General features: G+C 67.8%; 19 protein-coding genes. 11 read left to right on the top strand and 8 right to left on the bottom strand.

What is annotated here, in order from left to right; translation table 11 throughout:
* Nucleotides 1-40: 40 nt before the first annotated feature.
* The gene (locus ACZ7OY_RS13560; protein WP_471911538.1) at nucleotides 41-2,749 is read right to left on the bottom strand and encodes a transglycosylase domain-containing protein; all 2,709 of its coding nucleotides are present in this window, start codon (nucleotides 2,747-2,749) and stop codon (nucleotides 41-43) included.
* A gap of 374 nt (nucleotides 2,750-3,123) precedes the next feature.
* Here ACZ7OY_RS13560 and ACZ7OY_RS13555 point away from each other — a divergent pair, with 374 nt between their 5' ends.
* From ACZ7OY_RS13555 to ACZ7OY_RS13540, 4 genes are all read left to right on the top strand, one after another.
* Nucleotides 3,124-3,807: a PadR family transcriptional regulator gene (locus ACZ7OY_RS13555; protein ID WP_351609067.1), complete on the top strand. Its 684-nt coding sequence runs from the start codon at nucleotides 3,124-3,126 to the stop codon at nucleotides 3,805-3,807.
* A 43-nt stretch (nucleotides 3,808-3,850) separates the two neighbouring features.
* Complete coding sequence (locus tag ACZ7OY_RS13550; RefSeq protein ID WP_384727162.1) at nucleotides 3,851-4,933, top strand: inositol-3-phosphate synthase; 1,083 nt, start codon at nucleotides 3,851-3,853, stop codon at nucleotides 4,931-4,933.
* Between the two features lie 122 nt (nucleotides 4,934-5,055).
* Nucleotides 5,056-6,318, top strand: coding sequence for an MFS transporter (locus ACZ7OY_RS13545; protein WP_471911537.1), 1,263 nt, complete (start codon nucleotides 5,056-5,058; stop codon nucleotides 6,316-6,318).
* Between the two features lie 117 nt (nucleotides 6,319-6,435).
* Nucleotides 6,436-6,918, top strand: a complete 483-nt coding sequence (locus ACZ7OY_RS13540; protein ID WP_471911536.1) for an LppU/SCO3897 family protein — start codon at nucleotides 6,436-6,438, stop codon at nucleotides 6,916-6,918.
* Between the two features lie 138 nt (nucleotides 6,919-7,056).
* Here ACZ7OY_RS13540 and ACZ7OY_RS13535 read toward each other — a convergent pair whose 3' ends face one another.
* Nucleotides 7,057-8,499: a CCA tRNA nucleotidyltransferase gene (locus ACZ7OY_RS13535; RefSeq protein WP_471911535.1), complete on the bottom strand. Its 1,443-nt coding sequence runs from the start codon at nucleotides 8,497-8,499 to the stop codon at nucleotides 7,057-7,059.
* Nucleotides 8,500-8,759: 260 nt separating this feature from the next.
* On the opposite strand from ACZ7OY_RS13535, the gene ACZ7OY_RS13530 reads away from it, so the two are divergent.
* The 7 genes from ACZ7OY_RS13530 (at nucleotide 8,760) to trxA (ending at nucleotide 18,445) form a co-directional block, all read left to right on the top strand.
* The gene (locus ACZ7OY_RS13530) at nucleotides 8,760-11,165 is read left to right on the top strand and encodes a DUF6049 family protein (RefSeq protein WP_471911534.1); all 2,406 of its coding nucleotides are present in this window, start codon (nucleotides 8,760-8,762) and stop codon (nucleotides 11,163-11,165) included.
* 45 nt (nucleotides 11,166-11,210) lie between these two features.
* Nucleotides 11,211-13,451: a murein biosynthesis integral membrane protein MurJ gene (gene murJ, locus ACZ7OY_RS13525; protein ID WP_471911533.1), complete on the top strand. Its 2,241-nt coding sequence runs from the start codon at nucleotides 11,211-11,213 to the stop codon at nucleotides 13,449-13,451.
* A 118-nt stretch (nucleotides 13,452-13,569) separates the two neighbouring features.
* Nucleotides 13,570-15,261, top strand: coding sequence for a protein kinase family protein (locus tag ACZ7OY_RS13520; RefSeq protein ID WP_471911532.1), 1,692 nt, complete (start codon nucleotides 13,570-13,572; stop codon nucleotides 15,259-15,261).
* A gap of 21 nt (nucleotides 15,262-15,282) precedes the next feature.
* A complete protein-coding gene (sigM, locus tag ACZ7OY_RS13515; protein ID WP_471911531.1) occupies nucleotides 15,283-16,008 on the top strand; it encodes an RNA polymerase sigma factor SigM in 726 nt (241 codons plus the stop codon).
* The gene (locus ACZ7OY_RS13510; protein ID WP_471911530.1) at nucleotides 16,005-16,922 is read left to right on the top strand and encodes an anti-sigma factor family protein; all 918 of its coding nucleotides are present in this window, start codon (nucleotides 16,005-16,007) and stop codon (nucleotides 16,920-16,922) included. Before sigM ends, ACZ7OY_RS13510 begins: the two co-directional genes overlap by 4 nt.
* 182 nt (nucleotides 16,923-17,104) lie before the next feature.
* The gene (gene trxB / locus ACZ7OY_RS13505) at nucleotides 17,105-18,073 is read left to right on the top strand and encodes a thioredoxin-disulfide reductase (protein ID WP_471911529.1); all 969 of its coding nucleotides are present in this window, start codon (nucleotides 17,105-17,107) and stop codon (nucleotides 18,071-18,073) included.
* 39 nt (nucleotides 18,074-18,112) lie between these two features.
* Entirely contained in the window at nucleotides 18,113-18,445 is a 333-nt protein-coding gene (gene trxA, locus ACZ7OY_RS13500; protein WP_162468644.1) for a thioredoxin, read from the top strand.
* A gap of 92 nt (nucleotides 18,446-18,537) precedes the next feature.
* Here trxA and ACZ7OY_RS13495 read toward each other — a convergent pair whose 3' ends face one another.
* The 6 genes from ACZ7OY_RS13495 to yidC all read right to left on the bottom strand — a co-directional run bounded on the left by ACZ7OY_RS13495 (nucleotide 18,538) and on the right by yidC (nucleotide 24,677).
* The gene (locus tag ACZ7OY_RS13495) at nucleotides 18,538-19,155 is read right to left on the bottom strand and encodes a GNAT family N-acetyltransferase (protein ID WP_471911528.1); all 618 of its coding nucleotides are present in this window, start codon (nucleotides 19,153-19,155) and stop codon (nucleotides 18,538-18,540) included.
* Nucleotides 19,156-19,487: 332 nt separating this feature from the next.
* Nucleotides 19,488-20,612 carry a ParB/RepB/Spo0J family partition protein gene (locus ACZ7OY_RS13490; protein WP_471911527.1) on the bottom strand — a complete coding sequence of 375 codons (1,125 nt, stop codon included), beginning with the start codon at nucleotides 20,610-20,612 and terminating at the stop codon, nucleotides 19,488-19,490.
* On the bottom strand, nucleotides 20,609-21,682 hold the full coding sequence (locus tag ACZ7OY_RS13485) for a ParA family protein (RefSeq protein WP_471911682.1): 1,074 nt from the start codon (nucleotides 21,680-21,682) through the stop codon (nucleotides 20,609-20,611). Before ACZ7OY_RS13485 ends, ACZ7OY_RS13490 begins: the two co-directional genes overlap by 4 nt.
* A gap of 332 nt (nucleotides 21,683-22,014) precedes the next feature.
* Entirely contained in the window at nucleotides 22,015-22,731 is a 717-nt protein-coding gene (gene rsmG, locus ACZ7OY_RS13480; RefSeq protein ID WP_471911526.1) for a 16S rRNA (guanine(527)-N(7))-methyltransferase RsmG, read from the bottom strand.
* A 119-nt stretch (nucleotides 22,732-22,850) separates the two neighbouring features.
* Nucleotides 22,851-23,363: a Jag family protein gene (locus ACZ7OY_RS13475; RefSeq protein WP_351609112.1), complete on the bottom strand. Its 513-nt coding sequence runs from the start codon at nucleotides 23,361-23,363 to the stop codon at nucleotides 22,851-22,853.
* A 15-nt stretch (nucleotides 23,364-23,378) separates the two neighbouring features.
* A complete protein-coding gene (gene yidC, locus ACZ7OY_RS13470; protein ID WP_471911525.1) occupies nucleotides 23,379-24,677 on the bottom strand; it encodes a membrane protein insertase YidC in 1,299 nt (432 codons plus the stop codon).
* Nucleotides 24,678-24,680 lie beyond the last annotated feature (3 nt).

The raw sequence follows: 24,680 nt of genomic DNA, 5'->3' as shown, positions 1-24,680 counted from the left end.
GCGTTTCACGTGAAACACCCATGCCGGGGGGCGGGAGCGGTTATCCGGACGACCCGAAGATGGTTCCGCTGCCGTTTCCGTTGCCGTTGCCTCTGGAGGTGTCGGCGGTGTCCGTGGCCGTCGGCGAGGATGTCACGCCGCCGTCCGTGGTACCGCCGTCCGTGGTGCCGGCGTCGGTGGTGCCGCCGTTGTTGCCACCGTTGCTGCTGTTGCAGAACCGGGTGAACCGGCAGGTCTCGCTCGCCGAGGGAGACGGGCTGGTCAGCGTCTCCGAAGGCGTCGGGCTCGGGCTCGCCTCTTCGCTCTCGGTGGCCGAGGGCGTCGGGGACGGCGAGGGCGCCGCGTTGACAACCTCACCGATGGGCTCGGGGGTCGGGAACTTCTCCGCCTCCTCGCCCTTCAGGGCCTCCGCCATGTAGTCGTGCCAGATCTGGGCCGGGAACGACGCACCGTGGATCTTCTTCTGGCCGCCCGTTCCGTACATCTCGAGGAACGTGCGGTTCTTCTTGGTCTCGTCGTCGTCGTACCGGAACATCGTGATCGACGTGGACAGCTGCGGGGTGTAGCCGACGAACCAGGCCGACTTGTTGCCGTCGGTGGTACCGGTCTTGCCCGCCACATCACGGCCGGGCAGCTGGGCGTTGGTACCCGTGCCCTTCTCGACCACGGTCTTCAGGACATCGGTGACGTTGTCGGCGACCGCCGGGGTGAAGGCCTCTTCGGACTTGACCTTGTGCGTGTAGACCGGGCCGTCCTTGCTGGTCACCGACTGGACGGAGTACGGGCTCCGCTGCTGGCCGCTGGCCGCGAAGGTGGCGTACGCGCCCGCCATCCGGATGGCGCTGGGGTCGGAGATGCCGATGGAGAAGGACGGGAAGCCGGTGCCGGTCAGGCTGGACTCCAGCAGACCCGCGTCAATGGCCGACTCCTTCACCTTGTCCAGGCCGACATCCATGCCGAGCTGGACGAAGGCGGAGTTGACCGACTCCCGCATCGCCTCACGAAGATCGATCTGGTACTTGGGCGCGGCGCCGTACGAGGCGTTGCCGTCGTTGGTCTGCAGCCACTCCTCGCCCTTCTCGTTCTTCCAGACCTCTCCGTTGTACTCCTTGATCTTGAGCTTGTTCTGACCGCTGAACAGGCTCTTCGGAGAGGCGATGGTGCGCTCGTCCTGTGCCTGCGACGACAGACCCTTGGGATCCTTGACGCCCCACTTCATCGCTGCGGCGAGCACGAACGGCTTGAACGTGGAGCCGACCTGGGCACCGGTGGTGTCGGCGTTGTCGGTGAAGTGCTTGGTCGCGTCCTCACCGCCGTAGATGGCCTTGATGGCACCGGTCGCCGGATCCACGGACGCCCCGCCGAACTGGACGTGGGTGTCGGTCTCCGGGCGCTCCTTGGGCTTGATGTTCGCCTTCTGCACGTTGGAGACGGCAGCTTCGAGTTCCTTGACCTTCTTCTTGTCGAAGGTCGTGCGGATCGTGTAGCCGCCCTGCGTCAGCTTCTTCTGAGTGATCCCGGTCTCGTCGCTGTGGGACACCAGGTATCCGTTGGCAAGGTCGACGAGATAGCCGATCTGGCCGCCGAGCTGGGTGTTCGAGCGCGGATTCTTCCAGTCCGGCATCCTGGTGTACTGGGCCCGGACCGTGGCGTCCAAGTGGCCGTACTCGACCATCTTGTCCAGGGTGTCCTGCATCTGGCGCAGGGCTCGCGCGCTGTTCGCCTCCGGAGTGGCGGTCGTGTCGTAGGTCGTTCCGCCGGCAGGGTCGTAATACGTGGCGCCCTTCAGCATCGCCGCCAGGAAGGCACACTCGCCCGGGTTCAGCTTGATGGCGTCCTTGTTGAAGTACGCACGGGCTGCGGCCTGTATTCCGTAGGCGTTACGACCGTAGTAGGCGGAATTCAGGTAGCCCGCCATGATGTCGTCCTTCTTGACCGTGGCGCCCACCTTTATGGAGATGAAGATCTCCTTGAACTTGCGCGTGACGGTCTGCGACTGGTCGTCGAGGCGCGCGTTCTTCACGTACTGCTGGGTGATGGTGGATCCACCCTGCGTCTGACCGCCGCTCGCCATGTTCAGCACGGCGCGGGCGATGCCCTTGGGGTCGATGCCGCTGTCGGTGTAGAAGGTCTTGTTCTCCTGCGAGATCACGGCGTACTGCATCGCCTTGGGGATCTGCGACAGGTTGATGATCTGGCGGTTGGTCTCACCGCCCGTGGCGACCATCTGGGAGCCGTCGGACCAGTAGTAGACGTTGTTCTGCGCATTCGCGGTGTCCGCGACGTTCGGCACGCTCACCATGGCGTACCCGACGCCCGCGACGACCACCAAGCTGCCCACGAAGCCGATGCACAGGCCGGAGACGAGCTTCCAGGACGGCATCCAACGGCGCCATCCGTCCTTGCCGAAGCGCGGATAGTCGATGAGGCGTTTCCTGCCGGGCGCGGTAGCACGCCCCCTGCCTCGTCCAGGGCCGCCGGGGCCGCCTTGGCGACCTCCGGGACCGTTGTCGGCCACTCTGCGGCGGCCTCCACCTCTCTGCGCCGCGCGTCGGGCCTCGGCACGGCTGCCGTACGACGACTCGGCGCCGTCCGGCTCATAGGAATCCGACCCGTACGAATCGGACAGAGACCCGGTGGCGCCTCGCGGTGCCGCGCGGCGACCGGAGGACGGACCGGACTGGCCACGTCGGGTCGCGGCACGTCCGCCTCCCTGCGGCTGCGGCGGTTTGCGACGGTGCTCGCTCATCGAACGATTACTCCTCGGGCAGGCGCACCCTTGCGCGCCTGGAAACGGCGGCTGGTTTCCGGTCCCCCCGAAGTACGGATGTGGTCGGTCTCGCATTCACCCGTACTGCACCGAGGACGAGGACGTCCCCAGGCGTCACTCGGTTCCCGGTGGTGTGCATGGCGCACAGACTACGCACCGCCAAAACCCGCCGAGCCTCGAAGTTCACCCCAAATCAGGCAACTTGCACACAACGAATCTGCGATGTGATCCCGTTCACCATCTCTCCCCTTGTCCCAGGAGGAAGGCCGTTCTATCGTGCTGATGTATCGAGTCGATACATCAGCACGACATAGAGACCGTCACGGCCCGTCCGCGGCAGAGAGGAGGCGACGATGAGCCGGCGTTCCGGGATCCTCGAGTTCGCCGTACTCGGCCTGCTCCGCGAATCCCCGATGCACGGCTATGAGCTGCGCAAACGACTCAATACGTCACTCGGTGTGTTCCGGGCGTTCAGCTACGGGACGCTGTACCCCTGTCTCAAGACGCTGGTCACCAACGGCTGGTTGATCGAAGAGACGGGCCATGCGCCCGAGGACGCCCTCGCCGCCTCCCTCGCGGGGCGCCGCGCCAAGATCGTCTACCGGTTGACGGCGGAGGGTAAGGAGCACTTCGAGGAACTGCTCTCGCAGACCGGCCCCGACGCGTACGAGGACGAACACTTCGCCGCTCGCTTCGCCTTCTTCGGGCAGACGTCACGCGATGTACGCATGCGCGTACTGGAGGGTCGCCGCAGCCGGCTGGAGGAGCGCCTCGAGAAGATGCGCGCCTCCCTGGCGCGCACCCGGGAGCGCCTCGACGACTACACGCTTGAGCTTCAGCGCCACGGAATGGAGTCCGTGGAGCGCGAAGTGCGCTGGCTGAACGAGCTCATCGAAAGTGAGCGGGCCGGGCGGGACCTCCAAGGTTCCGCCTCTGGGGGACCCGCTCAGCAGGACAACACATCTGGAGCGACGGGCGTCCTGCCCCGGCCGGGGGTCGACCCCCGGCCGGATACGCCCGACGACACCGCCACGTGAGTCCCATTCAGGGCCTCACTCGTACACACAGGGAGCAACCGGAATGGGTTCGGTTCGCGTAGCCATCGTCGGCGTGGGCAACTGCGCTGCATCGCTGGTGCAGGGCGTCGAGTACTACAAGGACGCCGACCCGGCGTCCAAGGTCCCGGGCCTGATGCACGTGCAGTTCGGCGAGTACCACGTCGGTGACGTCGAGTTCGTCGCCGCCTTCGACGTCGACGCCAAGAAGGTCGGCCTCGACCTCTCCGACGCCATCGGCGCCAGCGAGAACAACACCATCAAGATCTGCGACGTCCCGAACAAGGGCGTCACGGTCCAGCGCGGTCACACCCTGGACGGTCTCGGCAAGTACTACCGCCAGACCATCGAGGAGTCCGCCGAGGCCCCGGTCGACGTCGTCCAGGTCCTCAAGGACCAGCAGGTCGACGTTCTCGTCTGCTACCTGCCCGTCGGTTCCGAGGACGCGGCGAAGTTCTACGCCCAGTGCGCCATCGACGCCAAGGTCGCCTTCGTCAACGCCCTCCCGGTCTTCATCGCCGGCACCAAGGAGTGGGCGGACAAGTTCACCGAGGCGGGCGTCCCGATCGTCGGCGACGACATCAAGTCGCAGGTCGGCGCGACCATCACCCACCGTGTGATGGCGAAGCTGTTCGAGGACCGCGGTGTCCGTCTTGAGCGCACCATGCAGCTCAACGTCGGCGGCAACATGGACTTCAAGAACATGCTGGAGCGCGACCGCCTCGAGTCGAAGAAGATCTCGAAGACCCAGGCCGTCACCTCGCAGATCCCCGACCGCGACCTGGGCGAGAAGAACGTCCACATCGGTCCGTCGGACTACGTGGCCTGGCTGGACGACCGCAAGTGGGCGTACGTCCGCCTCGAGGGTCGTGCCTTCGGTGACGTTCCCCTGAACCTGGAGTACAAGCTCGAGGTCTGGGACTCCCCGAACTCGGCCGGTGTCATCATCGACGCCCTGCGCGCCGCCAAGATCGCCAAGGACCGGGGCATCGGTGGCCCGATCCTGTCGGCGTCCTCGTACTTCATGAAGTCCCCGCCGGTCCAGTACTTCGACGACGAGGCCTTCGCCAACGTCGAGAAGTTCATCAAGGGCGAGGTCGAGCGCTAAGACTGCGCGCCGAGCGTCGGCCAGGCACCACGCCACGACGCTGACACTGCTCCTGCCAGGGCGGTTGAGGGTCCCCGGGTTCCATGACCCGGGGACCCTCCGCATATGTGAGGCTGTGCCCCATGTCCGTCGTCCGCGATCTGCGCGTACTGCTGCGCTTCGGGAACTTCCGGCGCCTGCTGGGCGTCAGGTTGCTCTCCCAGGGAGCCGACGGCGTCTTCCAAGTGGGTCTCGCCACCTACGTCGTCTTCTCACCGGAGAAGCAGACCTCTGCCTCCGCGATCGCCTCCGCGATGGCGGTGCTCCTGCTGCCGTACTCCCTGGTGGGCCCCTTCGCCGGTGTCCTGCTGGACCGCTGGCGCCGACGACAGGTCCTTCTGTACGGCAATCTGCTGCGCACCCTGCTGGCCACGGTGACGGCGGCTCTGATGGTCGGCCGTGTCCCGGACTGGCTCTTCTACGTCTCCGCCCTGTGCGTCACCGCCGTCAACCGCTTCGTCCTGGCGGGACTGTCCGCCGCGCTGCCGCGCGTGGTGGACACCGAACGTCTGGTGATGGCCAACTCGCTCTCCCCGACCGCCGGAACGCTGGCCGCGACCGCCGGCGGCGGCCTTGCCTTCGCCGTCCGGCTGGTGGCCTCGAACTCCGATGCCGCCGTGGTGCTGCTGGGCGCCACGCTGTATCTGTGTGCGGCCCTCTCGTCGCTGCGTATGGCACCCCATCTGCTGGGCCCCGACCTCGCGCCGGTGCACCCCAGGCTGACGGCAGCGCTGAGCGGTACCGCCCGCGGGCTCGCGGCCGGTGTACGGCATCTCGCCGAACCGCGCAGGAGGGAGGCCGCCTGGGCGCTGGCCTCGATGACGCTGATGCGGTTCTGCTACGGCGCCCTGACCGTCATGGTCCTGATGCTCTGCCGGTACGCCTGGTCGTCCGACCCGGACGAGGGACTGGCCCTGCTGGGCCTCGCGGTGGGCGTCTCGGGAGCGGGTTTCTTCGCGGCGGCGGTGGTGACACCGTCGGCGGTGGGCCGGCTCGGGCCGGGCCGTTGGATCGTCGCCTGCTCGGCGGCCGCTGCCGTGCTGGAGCTCGCCCTGTTCCTGTCCTTCACCGAAGTCGGCCTGTTCGTCGCCGCGTTCGTCCTGGGTCTCGTCACCCAGGGAGCCAAGATCGCCACGGACACAGTCGTGCAGTCCTCGGTCGACGACGGCTTCCGCGGCCGGGTCTTCTCGTTGTACGACGTCCTCTTCAACGTCGCCTTCGTCGGTGCCGCCGCGGTGGCCGCCGTGATGCTCCCCGCGGACGGCCGCTCGGTGGCACTGGTGGTGTTCGTGGCCGCGGTCTACGGCGTGGTTGCGCTGGCTATGGCCCGCTTTGAGCATCGATAAGTGTCACATCAAAGCCACAGAGTCCCCTCGGAAAAGCAAAGTCACCAGTGGGGCCCGGTAACTTACCTGGGTCTTACTTCATGTTCAGAACACCCATGTTCCAGGGGGGCTTCACCCGTGACAACTCCGCCGCCGCCGGGCCAGAACCCGTACGCCCAGACTCCTCCCCCGCCCGCGGGGCAGCAGCCCGTCCCGCCGCAGGGGGCTCCCTACGCTCCGTTCCCCAACCAGGATGGCGCTCCGGTTCCCCCTCCGGCCGCTCCGGCCAAGAGCGCCGGCAAGAAGGCCCTGCGCATAGTCGGCGTGATCGTCGTCGCCGTCATCATCGGTCTCATCAAGTTCGGCATCGGCTTCTGGGCCAGCGAGACCGACGCCGAGACCACCTCGGTGGGCGCCTGTATGCACAACGACGGCACGGACAACAACGCGGACCTCAACGAGGTCGACTGCTCCTCCAGTGGCGCCCAGTACAAGGTCGTCAAAATATTCGACGGCTCCAGTGACGAGAAGAAGTGCGACGCCGTCACGGAGGCGACGATCTCCTACGTCCAGTACGGCAACGGCCACGACGTCGTTCTCTGCCTGAGCGAAGTCAAGTAAGGCACTCGGGGGGCAAAAGGCAGGGGCGGTGTTTCACGTGAAACACCGCCCCTGCCTCATAGGGACACGGGGGCATGTTTCACGTGAAACATGCCCCCGTTCCGCGCACCGTCACCTCTGCCGACGCTCCGCGCGCTGTCAGCTCTGCTCGGCCCACCACTCCTTGAGTGCTGCCACCGCCGCGTCGAACTCCATCGGCCCGTGCTCCAGCCGAAGCTCCAGAAGATGCTTGTACGCATGCCCGACGGCAGGACCGGGACCCACACCCAGGATCTCCATGATCTGGTTGCCGTCGAGGTCGGGCCGGATGGAGTCCAGCTCCTCCTGCTCCTTCAGCTGGACGATCCGCTCCTCCAGGCCGTCATAGGCCCGCGACAGCGCGGCCGCCCGGCGCTTGTTCCGCGTGGTGCAGTCCGAGCGGGTCAGCTTGTGCAGGCGATCGAGCAGGGGGCCGGCGTCCCGGACATAACGGCGGACGGCCGAGTCCGTCCACTCCCCGGTGCCGTAGCCGTGGAAGCGCAGATGGAGTTCAACCAGCCGTGAGACGTCCTTCACCAGCTCGTTGGAGTACTTGAGCGCGGTCATGCGTTTCTTGGTCATCTTCGCCCCGACCACTTCGTGATGGTGGAACGAGACCCGGCCGTCCGTCTCGAAGCGCCGCGTACGCGGCTTGCCGATGTCGTGCAGCAGCGCGGCCAGCCGGAGGGTGAGGTCGGGACTGTCCGCCTCCAGCTCGATCGCCTGCTCCAGGACGATCAGGGTGTGCTCGTAGACATCCTTGTGCCGGTGGTGCTCGTCGCTCTCCAGACGCAGCGCGGGAAGCTCGGGAAGCACATGATCGGCCAGGCCCGTGTCGACGAGCAGGCTCAGCCCCTTGCGCGGGTGCGCGGACAGGATCAGCTTGTTCAGCTCCTCCCGCACCCGCTCCGCCGAGACGATCTCGATCCGGCCGGCCATCTCCTTCATCGCGGCGACGACCTCGGGGGCGACCTCGAAGTCGAGCTGGGCCGCGAAGCGCGCGGCCCGCATCATCCGCAGCGGGTCGTCGGAGAAGGAGTCCTGCGGAGTGCCCGGGGTATGCAGCACGCGGGCCGCGAGGTCCGCACGGCCACCGTGCGGATCGATGAACTCCTTCGCCGGCAGCGCCACGGCCATCGCGTTCACCGTGAAGTCACGGCGGACGAGATCCTCCTCGATGGAGTCGCCGTAGGAGACCTCGGGCTTGCGCGAGGTCCGGTCGTACGCCTCGGAGCGGTAGGTGGTCACCTCGATCTGGTAGCCGTCCTTCTGGACCCCGACCGTGCCGAACGCGATCCCGACCTCCCACAGGGCGTCCGCCCAGGGCCGGACGATCTTCAGTACGTCCTCGGGACGGGCGTCGGTCGTGAAGTCCAGATCGTTGCCGAGCCGACCGAGCAGCGCGTCCCGGACCGACCCGCCGACCAGGGCGAGGGAGAACCCGGCCTCCTGGAAACGGTGGGCGAGCTCGTCGGCGACAGGAGCGACCCGCAGCAGTTCACTGACCGCGTGGCGCTGCCCCTGGCTCAGGGCACTGGAGGTGTCTTCGTTGGCGTTCGGCACAACAGAAGAGGGTACGTGGCCGGGGCGGCCGGGGGCGTCCGCATTAATCACGCACAGACATCCCAGCCGATACGCTCGCAGAGTGCGCCTTTGTGAACCTAGATCGAAGGTTCTCTTCATATCGGCAGATAGGGGTCCGGTGCACCGGCGATCCCCGATCTTGTAGTGCAGTCCGCGGCACTTCCCCTCAGCGCACATCGTTACCATGCGTGGACGCACATTCCAACGACCACTGACGACGACGAGGGACGGGCGAGCGCGTGGCCGAGGCGGCAGACTTCCAGGGGACGAGTCCCTCACCTGCCCGCCGGTTGCTGCGGCGCACCGGAGCACTGCTCGCCGGGGCACCGCTGCTGGCCGGTCTGCTCCAGCTGCCCGCTGCCGTCTCCGCGCAGGCCGCGAGCCAAGACTCCGCCCGGGAGGCCTCCGGCTCCCGCACCGTGTCCGTCTCCGTCGACACGCTCACCCCGTCCGTGCCGACCGACGGGGACACCGTGACCGTCTCCGGCACGGTGACGAACAACGGCAAGCAGGCGGTCAGCGACGCCCATGTGGGCCTGCGGGTCGGTTCCGTGCTGACCACCCGCTCGGCGATCGACAACACCGCCGTCCGCACCGGTTACTCCGGCGCGGACGGCTCGGAGGTCGGCGGCTCGTACGAGCAGGAGTTCCCCGAGCTCGCTCCGGGTGTCGCGCAGCACTTCAGCATCTCCGTACCGGTCGACAAGCTGGACCTCGGCAAGGACGGCATCTACCCGCTCGGTGTCTCCCTCTCCGGGCAGACGGCCGCACAGCCGTGGGAGCAGGTGCTGGGCATCCAGCGGACGTTCCTGCCGTGGCAGCCGGACGAGGCGGACACGAAGACGAAGACAACGGTGCTCTGGCCGCTGATCTCGACCGTCCACATGACGGCGGAGACCGGCTCGAACGAGCAGCAGACGCCGGTGTTCCTCAACGACGACCTGGCCCAGGAGATCTCCCCGGGCGGCCGTCTCGACCAGTTGCTGTCCCTGGGCAAGAGCCTGGACGTCACCTGGGTGATCGACCCGGACCTGCTCGCCTCCGTCGACGCCATGACCCGCAGCTACCGGGTGCGGGGCCCCGAGGACACCACCACGGCGGGCACCCACCAGGCGATCGCCAAGGCATGGCTGGCCGAGCTTCAGAAGGCGGTGGTGGACAAGGACGTCGTCGCCCTGCCCTTCGCCGACCCCGACCTTGCGGCTCTCGCCCACAACGGCACGAGCGTCACCGGCTCGCTCAGCCACCTCAAGGCGGCCTCCGACGTGGTCGCCAACACGGTGGAGCCGATTCTCCATGTGACGCCGAACACAGACTTCGCCTGGCCCGTCGACGGTGCCGTCGACCCGTCGATCGTCAAGGTCGCCACCTCCGCGGGGGCCGACAAGGTGATCGCACGCAGCGACAGCCTGGTGGAGACTGGCGGCCTGTCCTACACCCCCTCGGCCGCCCGCCCCCTCGGCGGCGGCACCACGGCGGTGGTCGCGGACTCGAGGCTGTCCAAGGCGTTCCAGGGCGACCTGACGAAGGCCTCGGACTCCACGCTCGCCGTACAGCGGTTCCTGGCCCAGAGCCTCGCGCTCGACCTCCAGACCGACAAACAGCGCAGCATCGTCGTGGCACCGCAGCGCATCCCGTCCGGCAGCCAGGCGCAGGCGATGGCCGCGGCCCTGAGCGCCCTGCAGAGCGGGAGCTGGTCCCAGTCGCAGGAGCTCACGGCGGCCGCCAAGGCCAAGCCGGACCCGGACGCCACCACCAAGATCCCCTCGGCGTCGAAGTACCCCTCCTCGCTGCGCAGGAAGGAACTGCCGCGGTCGGCCTTCGCGCAGATCGCCGCCACGCAGGACACGCTCGACAACTTCCAGGTGATCCTCTCCGACAGGTCCCGTGTGGTGACCCCGTTCGGCCGGGCGCTGAACCGTGAGATGTCCACGTCGTGGCGTGGCCGGCCGGTCGAGGCGAGCACGTTCCGCCAGGACGTCGAGGCCTACCTCGACACGCTCACCGTCCAGGTCAAGCTGATCGACAAGTCCGACACCAAACTCTCCGGGCGCAGCGCCACCATCCCCGTGACCGTGCAGAACAACCTGGTGCAGGGCGTCGACCATCTGGTGCTGCGGCTCACCTCGACCAACTCGACCCGGCTCAAGATCGGCGGCAAGCCCTACTCCGAGCAGCCCATCGCGGTCTCCGGCGGGCACAGCCAGACGGTGAAGTTCCCCACGTCCGCCAACGTCAACGGCCAGACGACGGTGATCGCCCAGCTGTACACGCAGGACGGCCAGGCGTACGGCGCACCGGTGACCTTCGACGTGAAGGTCACCGAGATCACCGCGACGGTGATGCTGGTCATCGGCGGTGGCGTGCTGCTTCTGGTCCTGGCCGGGTTCCGCATGTACACCCAGCGCAAGCGCGCGGCGGCCCGGGAGGGCCAGGAGAACGGCCCCGACGAGGACGACGAGAATGACGAGGCCGGCGAACCGGCCGAAGGCCCGCTGAACACCGAGGGGCCCCGCAGCCGTCTTGAGGAAGAGTCCGGCAGCCGGTCCGGGGCAGACGACCCGGAGCAGCAGAGTGACCCGACACCGGACACCGCAGCGGAAAGCACAGACCCGTCCGGCACGGGTGAGAGAGTGGACCGTTGAGGATGTCGTGGCCGGTGGGCCCGGGACGATGAGGTGGGGTAATCCATGAACGCGCCGTACGACGGTGACCGCGGCCAGGCCGCGGGCGGCTCGGGCCACCCCGAGGGCCCGCCGCCCGAGCATGGCCAGGTGCCGCCGCAGCACCCGGCGGACATGTACCTCCAGGACGCCTACGACCAGGACCCCTACCGGGCACAGGACCTCTCCGCCCAGGACCCGGTCGCCGAGGCGCTCTACGACCGTGCCGCGCACCCTCCGCCGCCGCCGGGCACGTACGAGCCGCAGCAGCCGCTGTACGGCCGGCCGCAGCAGTCGCCGTACGCCCCCGACCCGCGGGTCTGGGCCCAGACCCCCGCGCCGGAGCCGGCCGGCCCGACCCAGTACCTGCCGTTCGGCGAGGACCCGCGTACCACCCAGTTCGTGGGCGTCGACGACCTGGTGACCCAGGCCGGTGAGGAGCGTCACGAGACGGACGCCTTCGCCCACCTCTTCCAGGACCAGCAACAGGGCTCCGTGCGCCCGCAGACGGACGCCATGGCCGTGTCCGGACCCGCCACCCCCACGGTGGCGGCTCAGGGGCCCGTGGGGCCCCACCAGGCACCGCCGGCGCCTCCCGCGGCCGAGTCTGCCGCGCCGGCTCCCGCCGCGAAGAAGGGCGGGCGGGCCTCGGGCCTGCTGAAGTCGAGCGCCGTCATGGCCGCGGGCACGATGGTCTCGCGCCTCACCGGCTTCGTCCGCTCCGCGCTGATCGTCTCCGCCCTCGGTCTCGGCCTTCTCGGCGACTCCTTCCAGGTCGCCTACCAGCTGCCGACGATGATCTACATCCTGACCGTCGGCGGTGGCCTCAACTCGGTCTTCGTCCCGCAGCTCGTGCGGGCGATGAAGGAGGACGAGGACGGCGGCGAGGCCTTCGCCAACCGGCTGCTGACCCTGGTGATGGTGGCACTCGGCGCGCTCACCGCGCTGGCGATGTTCGCCGCACCGCTCCTGGTCCGCATGCTCTCGATCCCGGTCGCCAACGACCCCGCGGCCAATGACGTCGCCGTCACCTTCACCCGATACTTCCTGCCCTCGATCTTCTTCATGGGCGTGCACGTGGTGATGGGGCAGATCCTCAACGCACGTGGCCGGTTCGGCGCGATGATGTGGACCCCGGTCCTGAACAACATCGTCATCATCGTGACCCTCGGCATGTTCATCTGGGTCTACGGCACCGCGGGCAGCTCCGGGATGACGGCGGGCAACATCCCGCCGGAGGGCCAGCGACTGCTCGGCATCGGTGTCCTGCTCGGCCTCGTCGTCCAGGCCCTCGCGATGATCCCTTACCTGCGGGAGACCGGCTTCCGGCTGCGGCTGCGCTTCGACTGGAAGGGCCACGGCCTCGGCAAGGCCGCGATGCTCGCCAAGTGGACGGTGCTGTTCGTCCTCGCCAACCAGGCGGGCGCCATGGTCGTCACCCAGCTGTCCACCGCCGCCGGCAAGGACTCCGGCGTCGCGGGCACCGGTTTCGCCGCCTATGCCAACGCCCAGCTGATCTGGGGCCTGCCGCAGGCCATCATCACCGTCTCGCTGATGGCCGCGCTGCTGCCGCGGATCTCCCGCTCGGCGGCCGAGGGGGACGGCGGCGCCGTCCGCGACGACATCTCCCAGGGTCTGCGCACCACGGCCGTCGCGATCGTGCCCATCGCCTTCGGCTTCCTCGCCCTCGGCATCCCGATGTGCACGCTGATCTTCGGCTCCTCGGGCACCAGCGAGGCCACCAACATGGGCTTCATGCTGATGGCCTTCGGCCTCGGCCTGATCCCCTACTCCGTGCAGTACGTGGTCCTGCGCGCCTTCTACGCCTACGAAGACACCAGGACCCCCTTCTACAACACGGTCATCGTGGCCGCGGTCAACGCGAGTGCCTCGCTGCTGTGCTACTTCCTGGTCCCGGCGCGCTGGGCCGTGGTCGGCATGGCCGCCGCATACGGCCTCGCCTACGCCATCGGCGTGGGCATCGCCTGGCGCCGGCTGCGCAAGCGTCTGGGCGGCGACCTGGACGGCACGCACGTGCTGCGCACCTACGCGCGGCTGTGCATCGCCTCGGTACCGGCCGCCCTCATGGCGGGAGCGGCCTGTTACGGCATCGCGCAGACGCTCGGCCAGGGAGCCGCGGGTTCCTTCGCCGCGCTGCTGGTCGGCGGTGTCGTTCTGCTCGGCGTCTTCTACCTGGCGGCCCGCCGCATGCGCATCGAGGAACTCAACTCCCTCGTCGGCATGGTGCGCGGGCGCCTGGGGCGCTGAGGTGGGGGTAGGCGCACAACCATCGTGCGCCATCGTGTGTCGTGCATAGCAGCGGACTGTGGGCACAATTGGATTCGACGTCGTAGGGCGCGCAATGGATGGGGAGGCAGGGACGACGGTGGCAGAACGTAGTACGGCTGCCGTCGACGTGGCAGACAACGGCGGCGACAAGCTGCCGGCCGCGCAGGCGGACCAGTCCACGGCCGACGGGGTGGCCCAGAACCGGGAGCGGGACACGGACATCGACGAGGCACAGGGGAGTGGCGGGACCGAGAGTCCCGAGAAGGCCTCACCGCCCGAACTGCACAGCGGCCACAAACTCGCCAGGCGCTACCGCCTCGAAGAGTGCGTCACCCGTCTGGACGGATTCAGCAGTTGGCGCGCGGTCGACGAGAAACTTCGTCGCGCCGTCGGCGTCCACATCCTGCCGGCGGACCATACGCGAGCCCGGTCGGTACTGGCCGCCGCCCGTTCCTCCGCGCTGCTGGGTGATCCCCGGTTCGTGCAGGTGCTGGACGCCGTCGAGGAGAACGACCTCGTCTACGTCGTCCACGAGTGGCTGCCCGACGCGACCGAGCTGACCGCACTGCTGTCCGCCGGCCCGCTGGAGCCGCACGACGCCTACCAGATGGTCAGCCAGATCGCCGGGGCCATGGCCGCGGCCCACCGTGAGGGTCTCGCGCATCTGCGGCTGAACCCCAACGCGGTGCTGCGCGCCTCCACCGGCCAGTGGCGCATCCGTGGCCTCGCTGTGAACGCCGCGCTGCGCGGCATCAGTTCCGACACCCCGCAGCGCACCGACACCGAGGCGATCGGCGCCCTGCTGTACGCGGCCCTCACCCAGCGCTGGCCGTACGAGAACGACGCCTACGGCCTGTCCGGCCTGCCCAAGGACATCGGCCTCATCGCGCCCGATCAGGTGCGCGCCAATATCCACCGCGGCCTGTCCGAGCTCGCCATGCGCGCGCTCGCCAACGACGGTGCCACGGCCTCCCGCCACGAGGCCGCGTGCACGACGCCCGAAGAGCTGGTGAAGGCGATCGGCGAGATGCCCCGCATCCGTCCGCCGGAGCCCGCGTTCGCCGGGCCGCCGGAGTATCAGCGCACGACGTACCAGCAGGGCACCTACGGGCGCCCTGCAGCGCATCCGGGGGTCACCCAGCAGCTGCCGCCGACCCCGCCGCCGCCGTTGCAGAGCCGCACCGGCAAGGTTCTGAAGTGGGCCGTCTCGGCGCTTCTGATCGCCGCTCTCGGCCTGGGCAGCTGGCAGTTGGCCGACGCCCTGATGGACCAGGGCAACTCGCCCGACGACACCACCCAGACGACGGACGACGGCGACAAGACCACAGAGTCGCCCAAGCCGGCCTCCAAGCCGATCGCCATCGTCGGCGCCCGCGACTTCGACCCGTTCGGCGACCAGTCGGAAAAGCCCCGCGACATAAGCAAGGCCTACGACAGCTCGCCCAGCACGTACTGGCAGACCGATTACTACCTGGGCTCGGAATTCGGCAACCTGAAGTCCGGCGTCGGCATCATCCTCGATCTCAACAAGGTCCAGGACGTCGGAAAGGTGACGGTGTCCTTCGTCGGAGCCACGTCCGTGGAACTCCGAGCCGCTTCCGGTGACGAAACTTCGGAACCGACGACGTTCGACTCCTATGCCAAGGTCGCGTCGGGATCGGGCATCAATGTGACCCTCACCCCCACCAAGGAGCTCAAGTCCCGCTACCTTCTGGTCTGGCTGACCAAGCTGCCGCAGTCCGGCGGTGAGTGGCGGGGCCGAGTGGCAGACATCAAGGTGAACAGCTGACGACGAGGGAGAGGGGGTCCGATGGCAGATGGCACCGCATACGGCGGCACAAGCGATCAGGACCTCCTCACCCGTCATACAGCGGGGGATCCGGACGCCTTCGGTGAGCTCGTACGGCGTCATCGCGACCGTCTCTGGGCGGTCGCGCTGCGCACCCTGGGCGACCGCGAGGAGGCCGCTGACGCCGTCCAGGACGCCCTCGTCTCCGCTTACCGGGCCGCCCACACCTTCCGCGGCCAGTCGGCTGTCACGACGTGGCTGCATCGCATCACGGTGAACGCCTGTCTCGACCGTGCCCGGAAGGCAGCCTCCCGCAAGACCTCACCGGTCGACGACACCGAGCGCCTGGAACAGCTGCTGGAGCCGCACGAATCGGCCTCGGCCCCCGCCGAGCGCAACGATCTCCACCGTGAGCTCCTGGAAGCTCTGGGGACGCTCCCGCCCGATCAGCGGGCCGCTCTCGTCCTGGTCGACATGCAGGGCTACCCCGTCGCCGAAGCCGCCCGCGTCCTCGACGTGCCGACCGGGACGGTGAAGAGCCGCTGCGCCCGGGGCAGAGCCAGACTCCTGCCGCTCCTCACTCACCTGCGGCCGGAAAAGGCCGGTGACGACAGCGCGGTGAGCCAGGGGCGGAACCGGACGGAGGGGACATCCGTCCCACCGGCAGCGGGATCGCACGACAAGGATTCCCGTGATCCAGGATCAAGCGACTCAGCTGCTGTGAAGGGCGGAGGTGGGCGAGCGTGACATCCACGACGGACATGGCCGGGCACCCGGACGTCGCGGAGATCTCCGACCTCACCGAAGGTCTGCTGTCACCGTCCCGCACCACGCAGGTACGCCGGCATCTGAACATGTGCGAGCTCTGCGCGGATGTCCACGCCTCTTTGGAGGAGATCCGGGAACTGCTCGGAACGGCCTCCGGCCCGCCCCGCATGCCGGCCGAGGTCGCGGGCCGTATCGACGCGGCTCTCGCCGCCGAAGCGCTCCTTAGCGCCACGGCACCCGCCATCGGCGGCTCCCCGGCACCGACGGCCTCTCCTCGGCCCGCTTCCCCCGTGGGGGACGGCACGCATGTTTCACGTGAAACATCGGCCACCACGGACCGCCCCTCGGGCCATGCGCGCACCGACTCGACCGGACCAGGACGCAAGAGCAGCCGAGCGCGCGGGCGCCGCAAGGTGGTCGTCCTGGGGGTGGCCTGCACGGCTGCCGTCCTGGCATTGGGTTCCGTGCTGCTGTCCTCCCTCTGGAACAACACCTCGTCCGGGAACACGGCCCAGGGGCATCAGTCCACGGCCGCGGACACCTTCTCCGAAGGACAGCTCGAAGGCCAGGTCACCACACTCCTCGCTCACAGCACAGGCAGCTCGGAAGCCCCGAACAGCCTCGGCGCGGAGACCGCTCCCGGCACGGTGAAACCGAAGATCCTCCGCCAGCCCACGGTCCCGCCCTGCATCCAGCAGGGCATCGGCCGCAACGATGCAGCGCTCGCGACCGAGCTGGGCATCTACCAGGGGACGGACGCGCTCCTCGTGGTGCTCCCCGACGCATCCGACAGCACACGGGTCACCGTCTACATCGTGGATACGACCTGTGTGAGCCACCCGTCGGCCACCCCGGCCAAGGTGCTGCTCACCCACTCCTACACGCGCTCCTGAGCGCTCACACCGCGCCTCAGGCCTCTCTGCTTCCTCTGTGGTGTCCCGTTCGGTGACGCATCCGGGTGTGCCCGGACACAGCGGGAATGCGCGCCCCTTAGGATCCGTTGGGTGGGGTGAGAGTCTCGACAGGGTCTCCACCGGCCGTACGACGCAGCAGTCCAGAGACGAGGAATCAAGTCGTGAGCGACGTCCGTAACGTGATCATCATCGGTTCGGGGCCCGCCGGCTACACGGCGGCGCTGTACACCGCACGCGCGTCGCTGAAGCCGCTGGTGTTCGAGGGCGCCGTCACCGCGGGTGGCGCGCTGATGAACACCACCGAGGTGGAGAACTTCCCCGGTTTCCGCGACGGGATCATGGGCCCCGAGCTCATGGACAACATGCGCGCCCAGGCCGAGCGCTTCGGCGCCGAGCTGGTTCCGGACGATGTCGTCTCCGTCGACCTGACCGGTGACATCAAGACCGTCACGGACACCTCGGGCACGATCCACAAGGCCAAGGCCGTCATCGTCACCACCGGCTCGCAGCACCGCAAGCTCGGTCTGCCCAACGAGGACGCTCTCTCCGGCCGCGGAGTCTCCTGGTGCGCCACCTGTGACGGGTTCTTCTTCAAGGACCAGGACATCGCCGTGATCGGCGGCGGTGACACCGCGATGGAGGAGGCGACCTTCCTCTCCCGGTTCGCCAAGTCCGTGACGATCGTGCATCGCCGCGACTCCCTGCGCGCCTCCAAGGCGATGCAGGAGCGTGCCTTCGCCGACCCGAAGATCAAGTTTGTCTGGGACAGCGAGGTCGCCGAGATCCACGGCGACCCGAAGCTGGCGGGTCTGAAGCTGCGCAACCTCAAGACCGGCGAGCTGTCCGACCTGGCGGTCACCGGCCTGTTCATCGCGATCGGCCACGACCCGCGTACCGAGCTGTTCAAGAGCCAGCTCGACCTCGACGACGAGGGCTACCTCAAGGTCGCCGCACCGTCCACGCGAACCAACGTGACGGGTGTCTTCGCCGCGGGTGACGTGGTCGACCACACCTACCGTCAGGCGATCACCGCCGCCGGCACCGGCTGCTCCGCCGCTCTCGACGCCGAGCGCTTCCTCGCCGCTCTGGCGGACGAAGAGCAGGCCGAGCCCGAGACGACCTCTGTCTGACCCCCATCCTCCCCACGCATAACCAGTAAGGAGCCCGCTGTGGCCGGCACTCTGAAGAACGTGACTGACGCCTCCTTCGACGAGGACGTCCTCAAGAGCGACAAGCCCGTCCTGGTGGACTTCTGGGCCGCCTGGTGCGGTCCCTGCCGCCAGATCGCGCCCTCGCTCGAGGCGATCGCCGCCGAGTACGGCGAGAAGATCGAGGTCGTCAAGCTCAACATCGACGAGAACCCGGACACAGCTGCCAAGTACGGCGTCATGTCGATCCCGACCCTGAACGTCTACCAGAACGGCGAGGTCGCCAAGACCATCGTCGGCGCGAAGCCGAAGGCCGCGATCGTCCGCGACCTTGAGGACTTCATCGCCGAGTGACGTTCGAAGCCGTCTAGCCGACGGCGGATGTTTCACGTGAAACACGAATGGGCCAACCCGGAAGGGTTGGCCCATTCGCATATCAGCCGTCGCTACAGCGGCCGCAGGGCCGGCTCCTTCTGTACTGCTCCCAGCAAGCGGTCCAGCGCCATCTCGACGTCTTCCTTCCAGGAGAGCGTCGTCCGTAGCTCCAGACGCATACGCGGATACGTGGGATGCGAGCGGACCGTCTTGAAGCCCACGGCGAGCAGATGGTCGGCCGGAAGCACGCAGGCAGGCTCTTTCCAGCGGGCGTCGCCGAAGGCCTCGATCGCCTTGAAGCCACGGCGCAACAGATCCTTGGCGACCGTCTGCACCATCACCCGGCCCAACCCCTGGCCCTGGTAACCAGGCATGATGAAGGCGGTCATCAGCTGCACCGCGTCCGACGAGACGGGGCTTGTGGGAAAGGCCGTGGAGCGCGGCACATAAGCAGGCGGCGCGTAGAGCACGAAGCCCACCGGCACATCGTCGACGTAGACGACCCGACCGCACGATCCCCAGTCCAGGAGAACCCCGGAGATCCAGGCCTCCTTCTCCAAGGCGGGCGTACCCGCCTTCAGCGCGGCTTCACCACTGACAGGGTCCAGTTCCCAAAAGACACACGAGCGACAGCGCTGGGGAAGGTCCTGAACGTTGTCCAGCGTGAGCGGTACGAGCCGACGCCCCATGAAGGCTGTTCCTCGCTTCCTTCGCCCGCGGCCTCGCGGGCGGCTGCCAGAGCGTTCCGTTCCCTGAGCAAGCTGCCGACGAACCCGCCTACCGCGCCCAGCCCGAGCGTCACGCTCACCAGTCCGGTCCGGCTCATCGTTCGCATGGCCCCGGCCTCCCCATCAGAGGTGCTGCCAAAGGTGGATGCGCCTTACCCCCTGGCATCGTATCCACGATGCGATTACGTCGATACCGCCTAAAAGCAAAGAGCAGGCCGTGTTCCGGCATACACCGGACACGGCCTGCTCTGACTGGCCGGACGGGCTCAACCGCCCTGCCGACCCAGGCGGACTCAGTCCTCCGACTCGGCGGACTCGCTCGCCTGAAGGTCCTGCTGAACGTCCTGCTGAAGATCCTGCTGAAGGACCGGGCCCTCACCCGGAGCAAGCGAACCCAGGATCCGCTCCAGATCCTCCATGGAGGCGAACTCCACGGTGATCTTGCCCTTCTTCTGCCCCAGGTCGACCTTCACTCGGGTCTCGAAACGGTCCGAGAGTCGAGTCGCGAGATCGGACAGTGCGGGAGACACCCGTCCCCCCGCCCGCGGGCTCCTGGACCGCTGCGCCGTCTGCGGCCGCGACCCCATGAGGGTCACGATCTCCTCGACGGCGCGCACCGAGAGACCCTCGGCCACGATCCGGTGAGCCAGACGGTCCTGCTCCTCCGAGTCGTCGACCGACAGCAGCGCCCGGGCATGTCCGGCGGAGAGCACCCCGGCGGCCACGCGGCGCTGGACGGCCGGCGAAAGCTTGAGCAGACGCAGGGTGTTGGAGACCTGAGGGCGGGACCGGCCGATGCGGTCAGCCAACTGGTCGTGGGTGCAGTTGAAGTCCTTCAGCAACTGGTCATAGGCCGCAGCCTCTTCCAGCGGATTCAGCTGCGCTCGGTGCAGGTTCTCCAGGAGCGCGTCCAGGAGAAGCTTTTCGTCGTCCGTGGCCCGCACGATCGCCGGGATCGCCTCGAGCCCAGCCTCACGGCAGGCCCTCCAGCGCCGCTCGCCCATGATGAGCTCGTAGCGCGCGGGACCCAGCTGACGCACGACGACCGGCTGAAGGAGCCCGACCTCCTTGATGGAGGTGATCAGCTCCTGAAGGGCGTCCTCGTCGAACACTTCACGCGGCTGCCGAGGGTTCGGCGTGATGAAGTCGAGCGGGAGCTCGGCGAAGTGCGCACCCATCGGAGGCGCCGGGATCTCCGCAGCGCCACTCAGCGGCAGATCATCGGTTTCACGTGAAACAGGCGCCAACGTGGTCACCTTGGCCGCGGCCACACCGCGGTCCGCAGTCAGCACCGGACCTGGTGCAGGAGCCGCGGAAGCGGCTCCCCCTATGGCAGGCGGAGCCGGCGTCATCTCCGTCGGCGCAGCAGGGATCAGCGCGCCGAGCCCACGGCCCAGCCCCCTCCGTCGCTCACTCACTGGATCCCCTCCACCATGCTCGGGTCGCTCTGAGCGCCAATGTGGGCGTGTGTCGCGTCATAGCGGACGCCCACACCCCTCAGCGCAATTTCTCGTGCCGCCTCAAGATAGGAGAGGGCACCGCTCGATCCTGGATCGTAGGTCAGCACCGTCTGCCCATAACTCGGCGCCTCGGAGATACGGACCGAGCGAGGAATGCTAGTCCGCAGCACCTCCTCAACGAAGTGGGTGCGCACCTCTTCGGCGACCTGGGACGCCAGACGCGTCCGGCCGTCGTACATGGTGAGCAGGATGGTCGACACGTGCAGGACGGGGTTGAGGTGCCCCCGTACCAGGTCGACATTGCGCAGCAGCTGTCCCAGACCCTCCAGTGCGTAGTACTCGCACTGGATAGGGATGAGCACCTCCTGGCCCGCGACCATCGCGTTGACCGTCAGCAGACCGAGCGAGGGCGGGCAGTCGATGAGGATGTAGTCCAGCGGCTGCTCATAGGCCTGGATCGCCCGCTGAAGGCGGCTCTCGCGTGCCACCAGGGACACCAGCTCGATCTCGGCACCGGCGAGATCGATCGTGGCGGGGGCGCAGAAGAGACCCTCGACATCCGGGACGGGCTGGACGACCTCGGACAGGGGCTTACTGTCGACCAGGACGTCGTAGATGGACGGGACCTCTGCGTGATGGTCGATCCCCAGGGCGGTGGAAGCGTTGCCCTGCGGGTCGAGGTCGATCACGAGGACACGGCCACCGTGCAGGGCCAGGGAAGCGGCAAGGTTGACGGTGGTCGTCGTCTTGCCTACGCCACCCTTCTGGTTGGCCACGACCATGACACGGGTCTGGTGGGGCCGTGGCAGACCCTCGCCGGCGCGGCCGAGCGCCTCCACCGCCAATTGGGCAGCACGACCGATCGGTGTGTCGTCCATGGGGGGCGGTGTTTCACGTGAAACATCCTCCCCCATCGACTCGGTACGGGGACCGGGGACCGGATCGGTCATCGGTCCCGCGATGTTGGCGTCGGACCGCAAGGATTCACTCTCCTCGACTTCAAGCTCGCAATGAACAGAGCCTCCCATGTCTTCGGGGTCGTGAACCAGTGAGCCCTGGGGTTCTGTGGAGAAATCCACCTCTGTGGACAACTCCGTGCCCCCTTCGTGGGAGATCTCGGCCCCGGAGGCAGGGGCCTCGCTGCGGGATCCAAGAGGCTTACGGTCGCGAGGTTGAGCCGCGGCGTGGCCTCGGCTGATGATTCCGTGCAGCAGGGAGCGACGTTTCACGTGAAACACGATGCACAGCGGTTACGGCCAGGCCTTCGCGACACTCCGGGCTGCGTAGACGGGGAAGCTTGTGTGGAGTAGGTCTCACCCTCACGAAGGATCGGAGACACTCATCACACTGGACTTCAGTACTAGCGACGACGCCGCGTTCGGCTCGTCCGGGCGGCCTTCGCACGCTTCGCTGCGAACCGTACGCCGCCAGGGCTCTCCCCGACCTCGACCCGGACCACCGTGGACAGCGGGTCCACCACGCCCTCACCCACATGCAGGATGGACGTCTCCACGGCCCCGAGCTTGCTCAGCGCCGTGGCCGCGCTCTTGAGCTCCTCCTCCGCGGTGTCGCCCTTGAGCGCCAGCATCTCCCCGTACGGCCGCAGCAGCGGGATGCCCCAGGTGGCCAGCCGGTCCAGCGGAGCCACGGCCCGGGCCGTCACGACATGCACCGGCTGAACCTTGCCCATGACCTCCTCCGCGCGGCCACGGACCACGGTCACATGGTCGAGCCCCAGCAGTTCGACCACCTCGGTCAGGAAGTTCGTACGCCGCAGCAGGGGCTCCAGAAGGGTGATCTTCAGGTCCTCCCGCACCAGCGCCAGAGGGATACCGGGCAGACCCGCGCCCGAACCGACGTCGCACACCGTCACGCCCTCGGGCACGACCTCGGAAAGCACCGCACAGTTCAGCAGATGCCTCTCCCACAGGCGGGGCACCTCCCGCGGGCCGATCAGCCCACGCTGGACTCCTGCCTCAGCCAGGAGCTCGGCGTACCGGACCGCATCCTCGAAGCGATCACCGAAAACCTCACGCGCCTGTTCGGGCGCAGGGGGGAGCTCCGCTGCCTCCGTCACGGGGGACCGTCCTTCCGTACCGCATCGGCGCTCCGAGCGCCGACCACCAGAACCATCAGGCTGACAAAGATCGGCCCCGCCTGCGCAACAGACGGGGCCGGAGAGATGTACGTACCGAATCAGTTGGGCAGTACGACGACGAACCGCTGCGGCTCCTCGCCCTCGGACTCGCTGCGCAAGCCCGCTGCCTTGACCGCGTCGTGCACGACCTTGCGCTCGAACGGGGTCATCGCCTTCAGCTTCACCGGCTCACCGGTGCTCTTCGCCTCGGCCGCGGACTTGGCCCCGAGCTCGGAGAGCTCGGCACGCTTCTGCGCGCGGTAGCCGGCGATGTCCAGCATCAGCCGGCTGCGGTCCCCGGTCTCCCGGTGCACGGCCAGGCGGGTCAGTTCCTGAAGAGCCTCGAGCACCTCGCCGTCACGGCCGACCAGCTTTTGGAGATCCCGGCCGCCGGCGTCGCTGATGATCGAGACCGAGGCGCGGTCGGCCTCGACGTCCATGTCGATGTCGCCGTCGAGATCAGCGATGTCCAGCAGACCCTCGAGGTAGTCCGCGGCGATCTCACCCTCCTGCTCCAGGCGGGACAGGGTGTCTGCACCCTCGGCAGCGGCGGAGGTGGTGCCTTCCGTCACGGGATGGGCTCCTTCTTACTTCTTGGACGGGGACTTGGGGCGCTGCGGACCCTTGCGCTGACCGGACTGGGCCCTGCTGCGGCTGTTGCCGGTACCGGGCTTCGCGGCGGGGTTCTTCGCGGCGGCAGCGGGCTTGGCGTCCTGCGGCTCGTCCTGCGGCTCGTCCTCGGACTTGCTCAGCGACGTCGTGGGCTGCTCGGTCTCATCACCGGCCGGCTTCGCCGTACCGGTCTGACGCTGCGCCTTGGTCTGGCGCTTGGGCTGCTGCCGCTTGGCCACGGGCGCGGTCGACACGCCGTCCTCGGTCTGGAGGGCGACCTGGCTCTCGGCCTTGGTCACGTTGCCGTCGGCCTGCGCGGCAAGACCGGACTTGCTCAGACCGTTGATGAACTTCCGCTCGAACTCGTTGCGGTCGCGGCCCTTGGACACGATGGCCTTGACGATGGCCTTCTCACGGCGGTTGCGGGTCTTGCCGTGGTTCGTGACGTGCTTGTGCAGGCGCTCCAGGTACGCGGCCTGGGCCTTCGAACCCGGGGTCGGGTTGTTGTGGATGACGTACATCTGCTGGCCCATGGTCCACACGTTGGTGGTCAGCCAGTAGACGAGGACACCGACCGGGAAGTTGATGCCGAAGACGGCGAACATGACCGGGAAGACGTACATCAGCATCTTCTGCTGCTGCATGAACGGCGTCTTGACCGTCGTGTCGACGTTCTTGGTCATCAGCTGGCGCTGCGTGTAGAACTGCGAGGCCGACATCAGAACGATCATGATCGCGGTGACGACCCGGACGTTGGTGATGTCAGCGCCGAGCTGGGAGACCGCGGACGCGCTGTCGGTGAACTTCGCGGCGAGCGGGGCACCGAAGATGTGGGCCTTACGGGCGCTGGCGAGCAGCTGCTCGTCGATCACACCGATCGTCGTGCCGGTCGCGATGCCGTTGAGCACGTGGTACAGCGCGAAGAAGAACGGAGACTGCGCCAGGATGGGAAGGCACGAGGAGAGCGGGTTGGTACCCGTCTCCTTGTACAGCTTCATCATCTCTTCGGACTGGCGCTGCTTGTCGTTCTTGTAGCGCTCCTGGATCTTCTTCATCTCGGGCTGCAGCGTCTGCATGGCCCGGGTCGCCTTGATCTGCTTCACGAAGAGCGGGATCAGACAGATGCGGATCAGGATCACCAGGGACACGATGGACAGGCCCCAGGCCCAGCCCGTGTCGGGGCCGAAGACCTTCCCGTACACCGAGTGGAACTGGACGATGACCCAGGAAACGGGTGTCGTGATGAAGCTGAAGAGGCTGGCAATCGTGTCCACTAA

Source organism: Streptomyces sp. NPDC107559 (assembly GCF_055657365.1).
This window is presented reverse-complemented; position numbering and strand designations above follow the sequence as displayed.

Coding starts and splice junctions, on each gene's coding strand:
- ACZ7OY_RS13560 (WP_471911538.1), bottom strand. CDS start 2,749: ATGAGCGAGCACCGTCGCAAACCGCCGCAGCCGCAGGGAGGCGGACGT.
- ACZ7OY_RS13555 (WP_351609067.1), top strand. CDS start 3,124: ATGAGCCGGCGTTCCGGGATCCTCGAGTTCGCCGTACTCGGCCTGCTC.
- ACZ7OY_RS13550 (WP_384727162.1), top strand. CDS start 3,851: ATGGGTTCGGTTCGCGTAGCCATCGTCGGCGTGGGCAACTGCGCTGCA.
- ACZ7OY_RS13545 (WP_471911537.1), top strand. CDS start 5,056: ATGTCCGTCGTCCGCGATCTGCGCGTACTGCTGCGCTTCGGGAACTTC.
- murJ (WP_471911533.1), top strand. CDS start 11,211: ATGAACGCGCCGTACGACGGTGACCGCGGCCAGGCCGCGGGCGGCTCG.
- sigM (WP_471911531.1), top strand. CDS start 15,283: ATGGCAGATGGCACCGCATACGGCGGCACAAGCGATCAGGACCTCCTC.
- ACZ7OY_RS13495 (WP_471911528.1), bottom strand. CDS start 19,155: ATGGGGCGTCGGCTCGTACCGCTCACGCTGGACAACGTTCAGGACCTT.
- ACZ7OY_RS13485 (WP_471911682.1), bottom strand. CDS start 21,682: ATGGGAGGCTCTGTTCATTGCGAGCTTGAAGTCGAGGAGAGTGAATCC.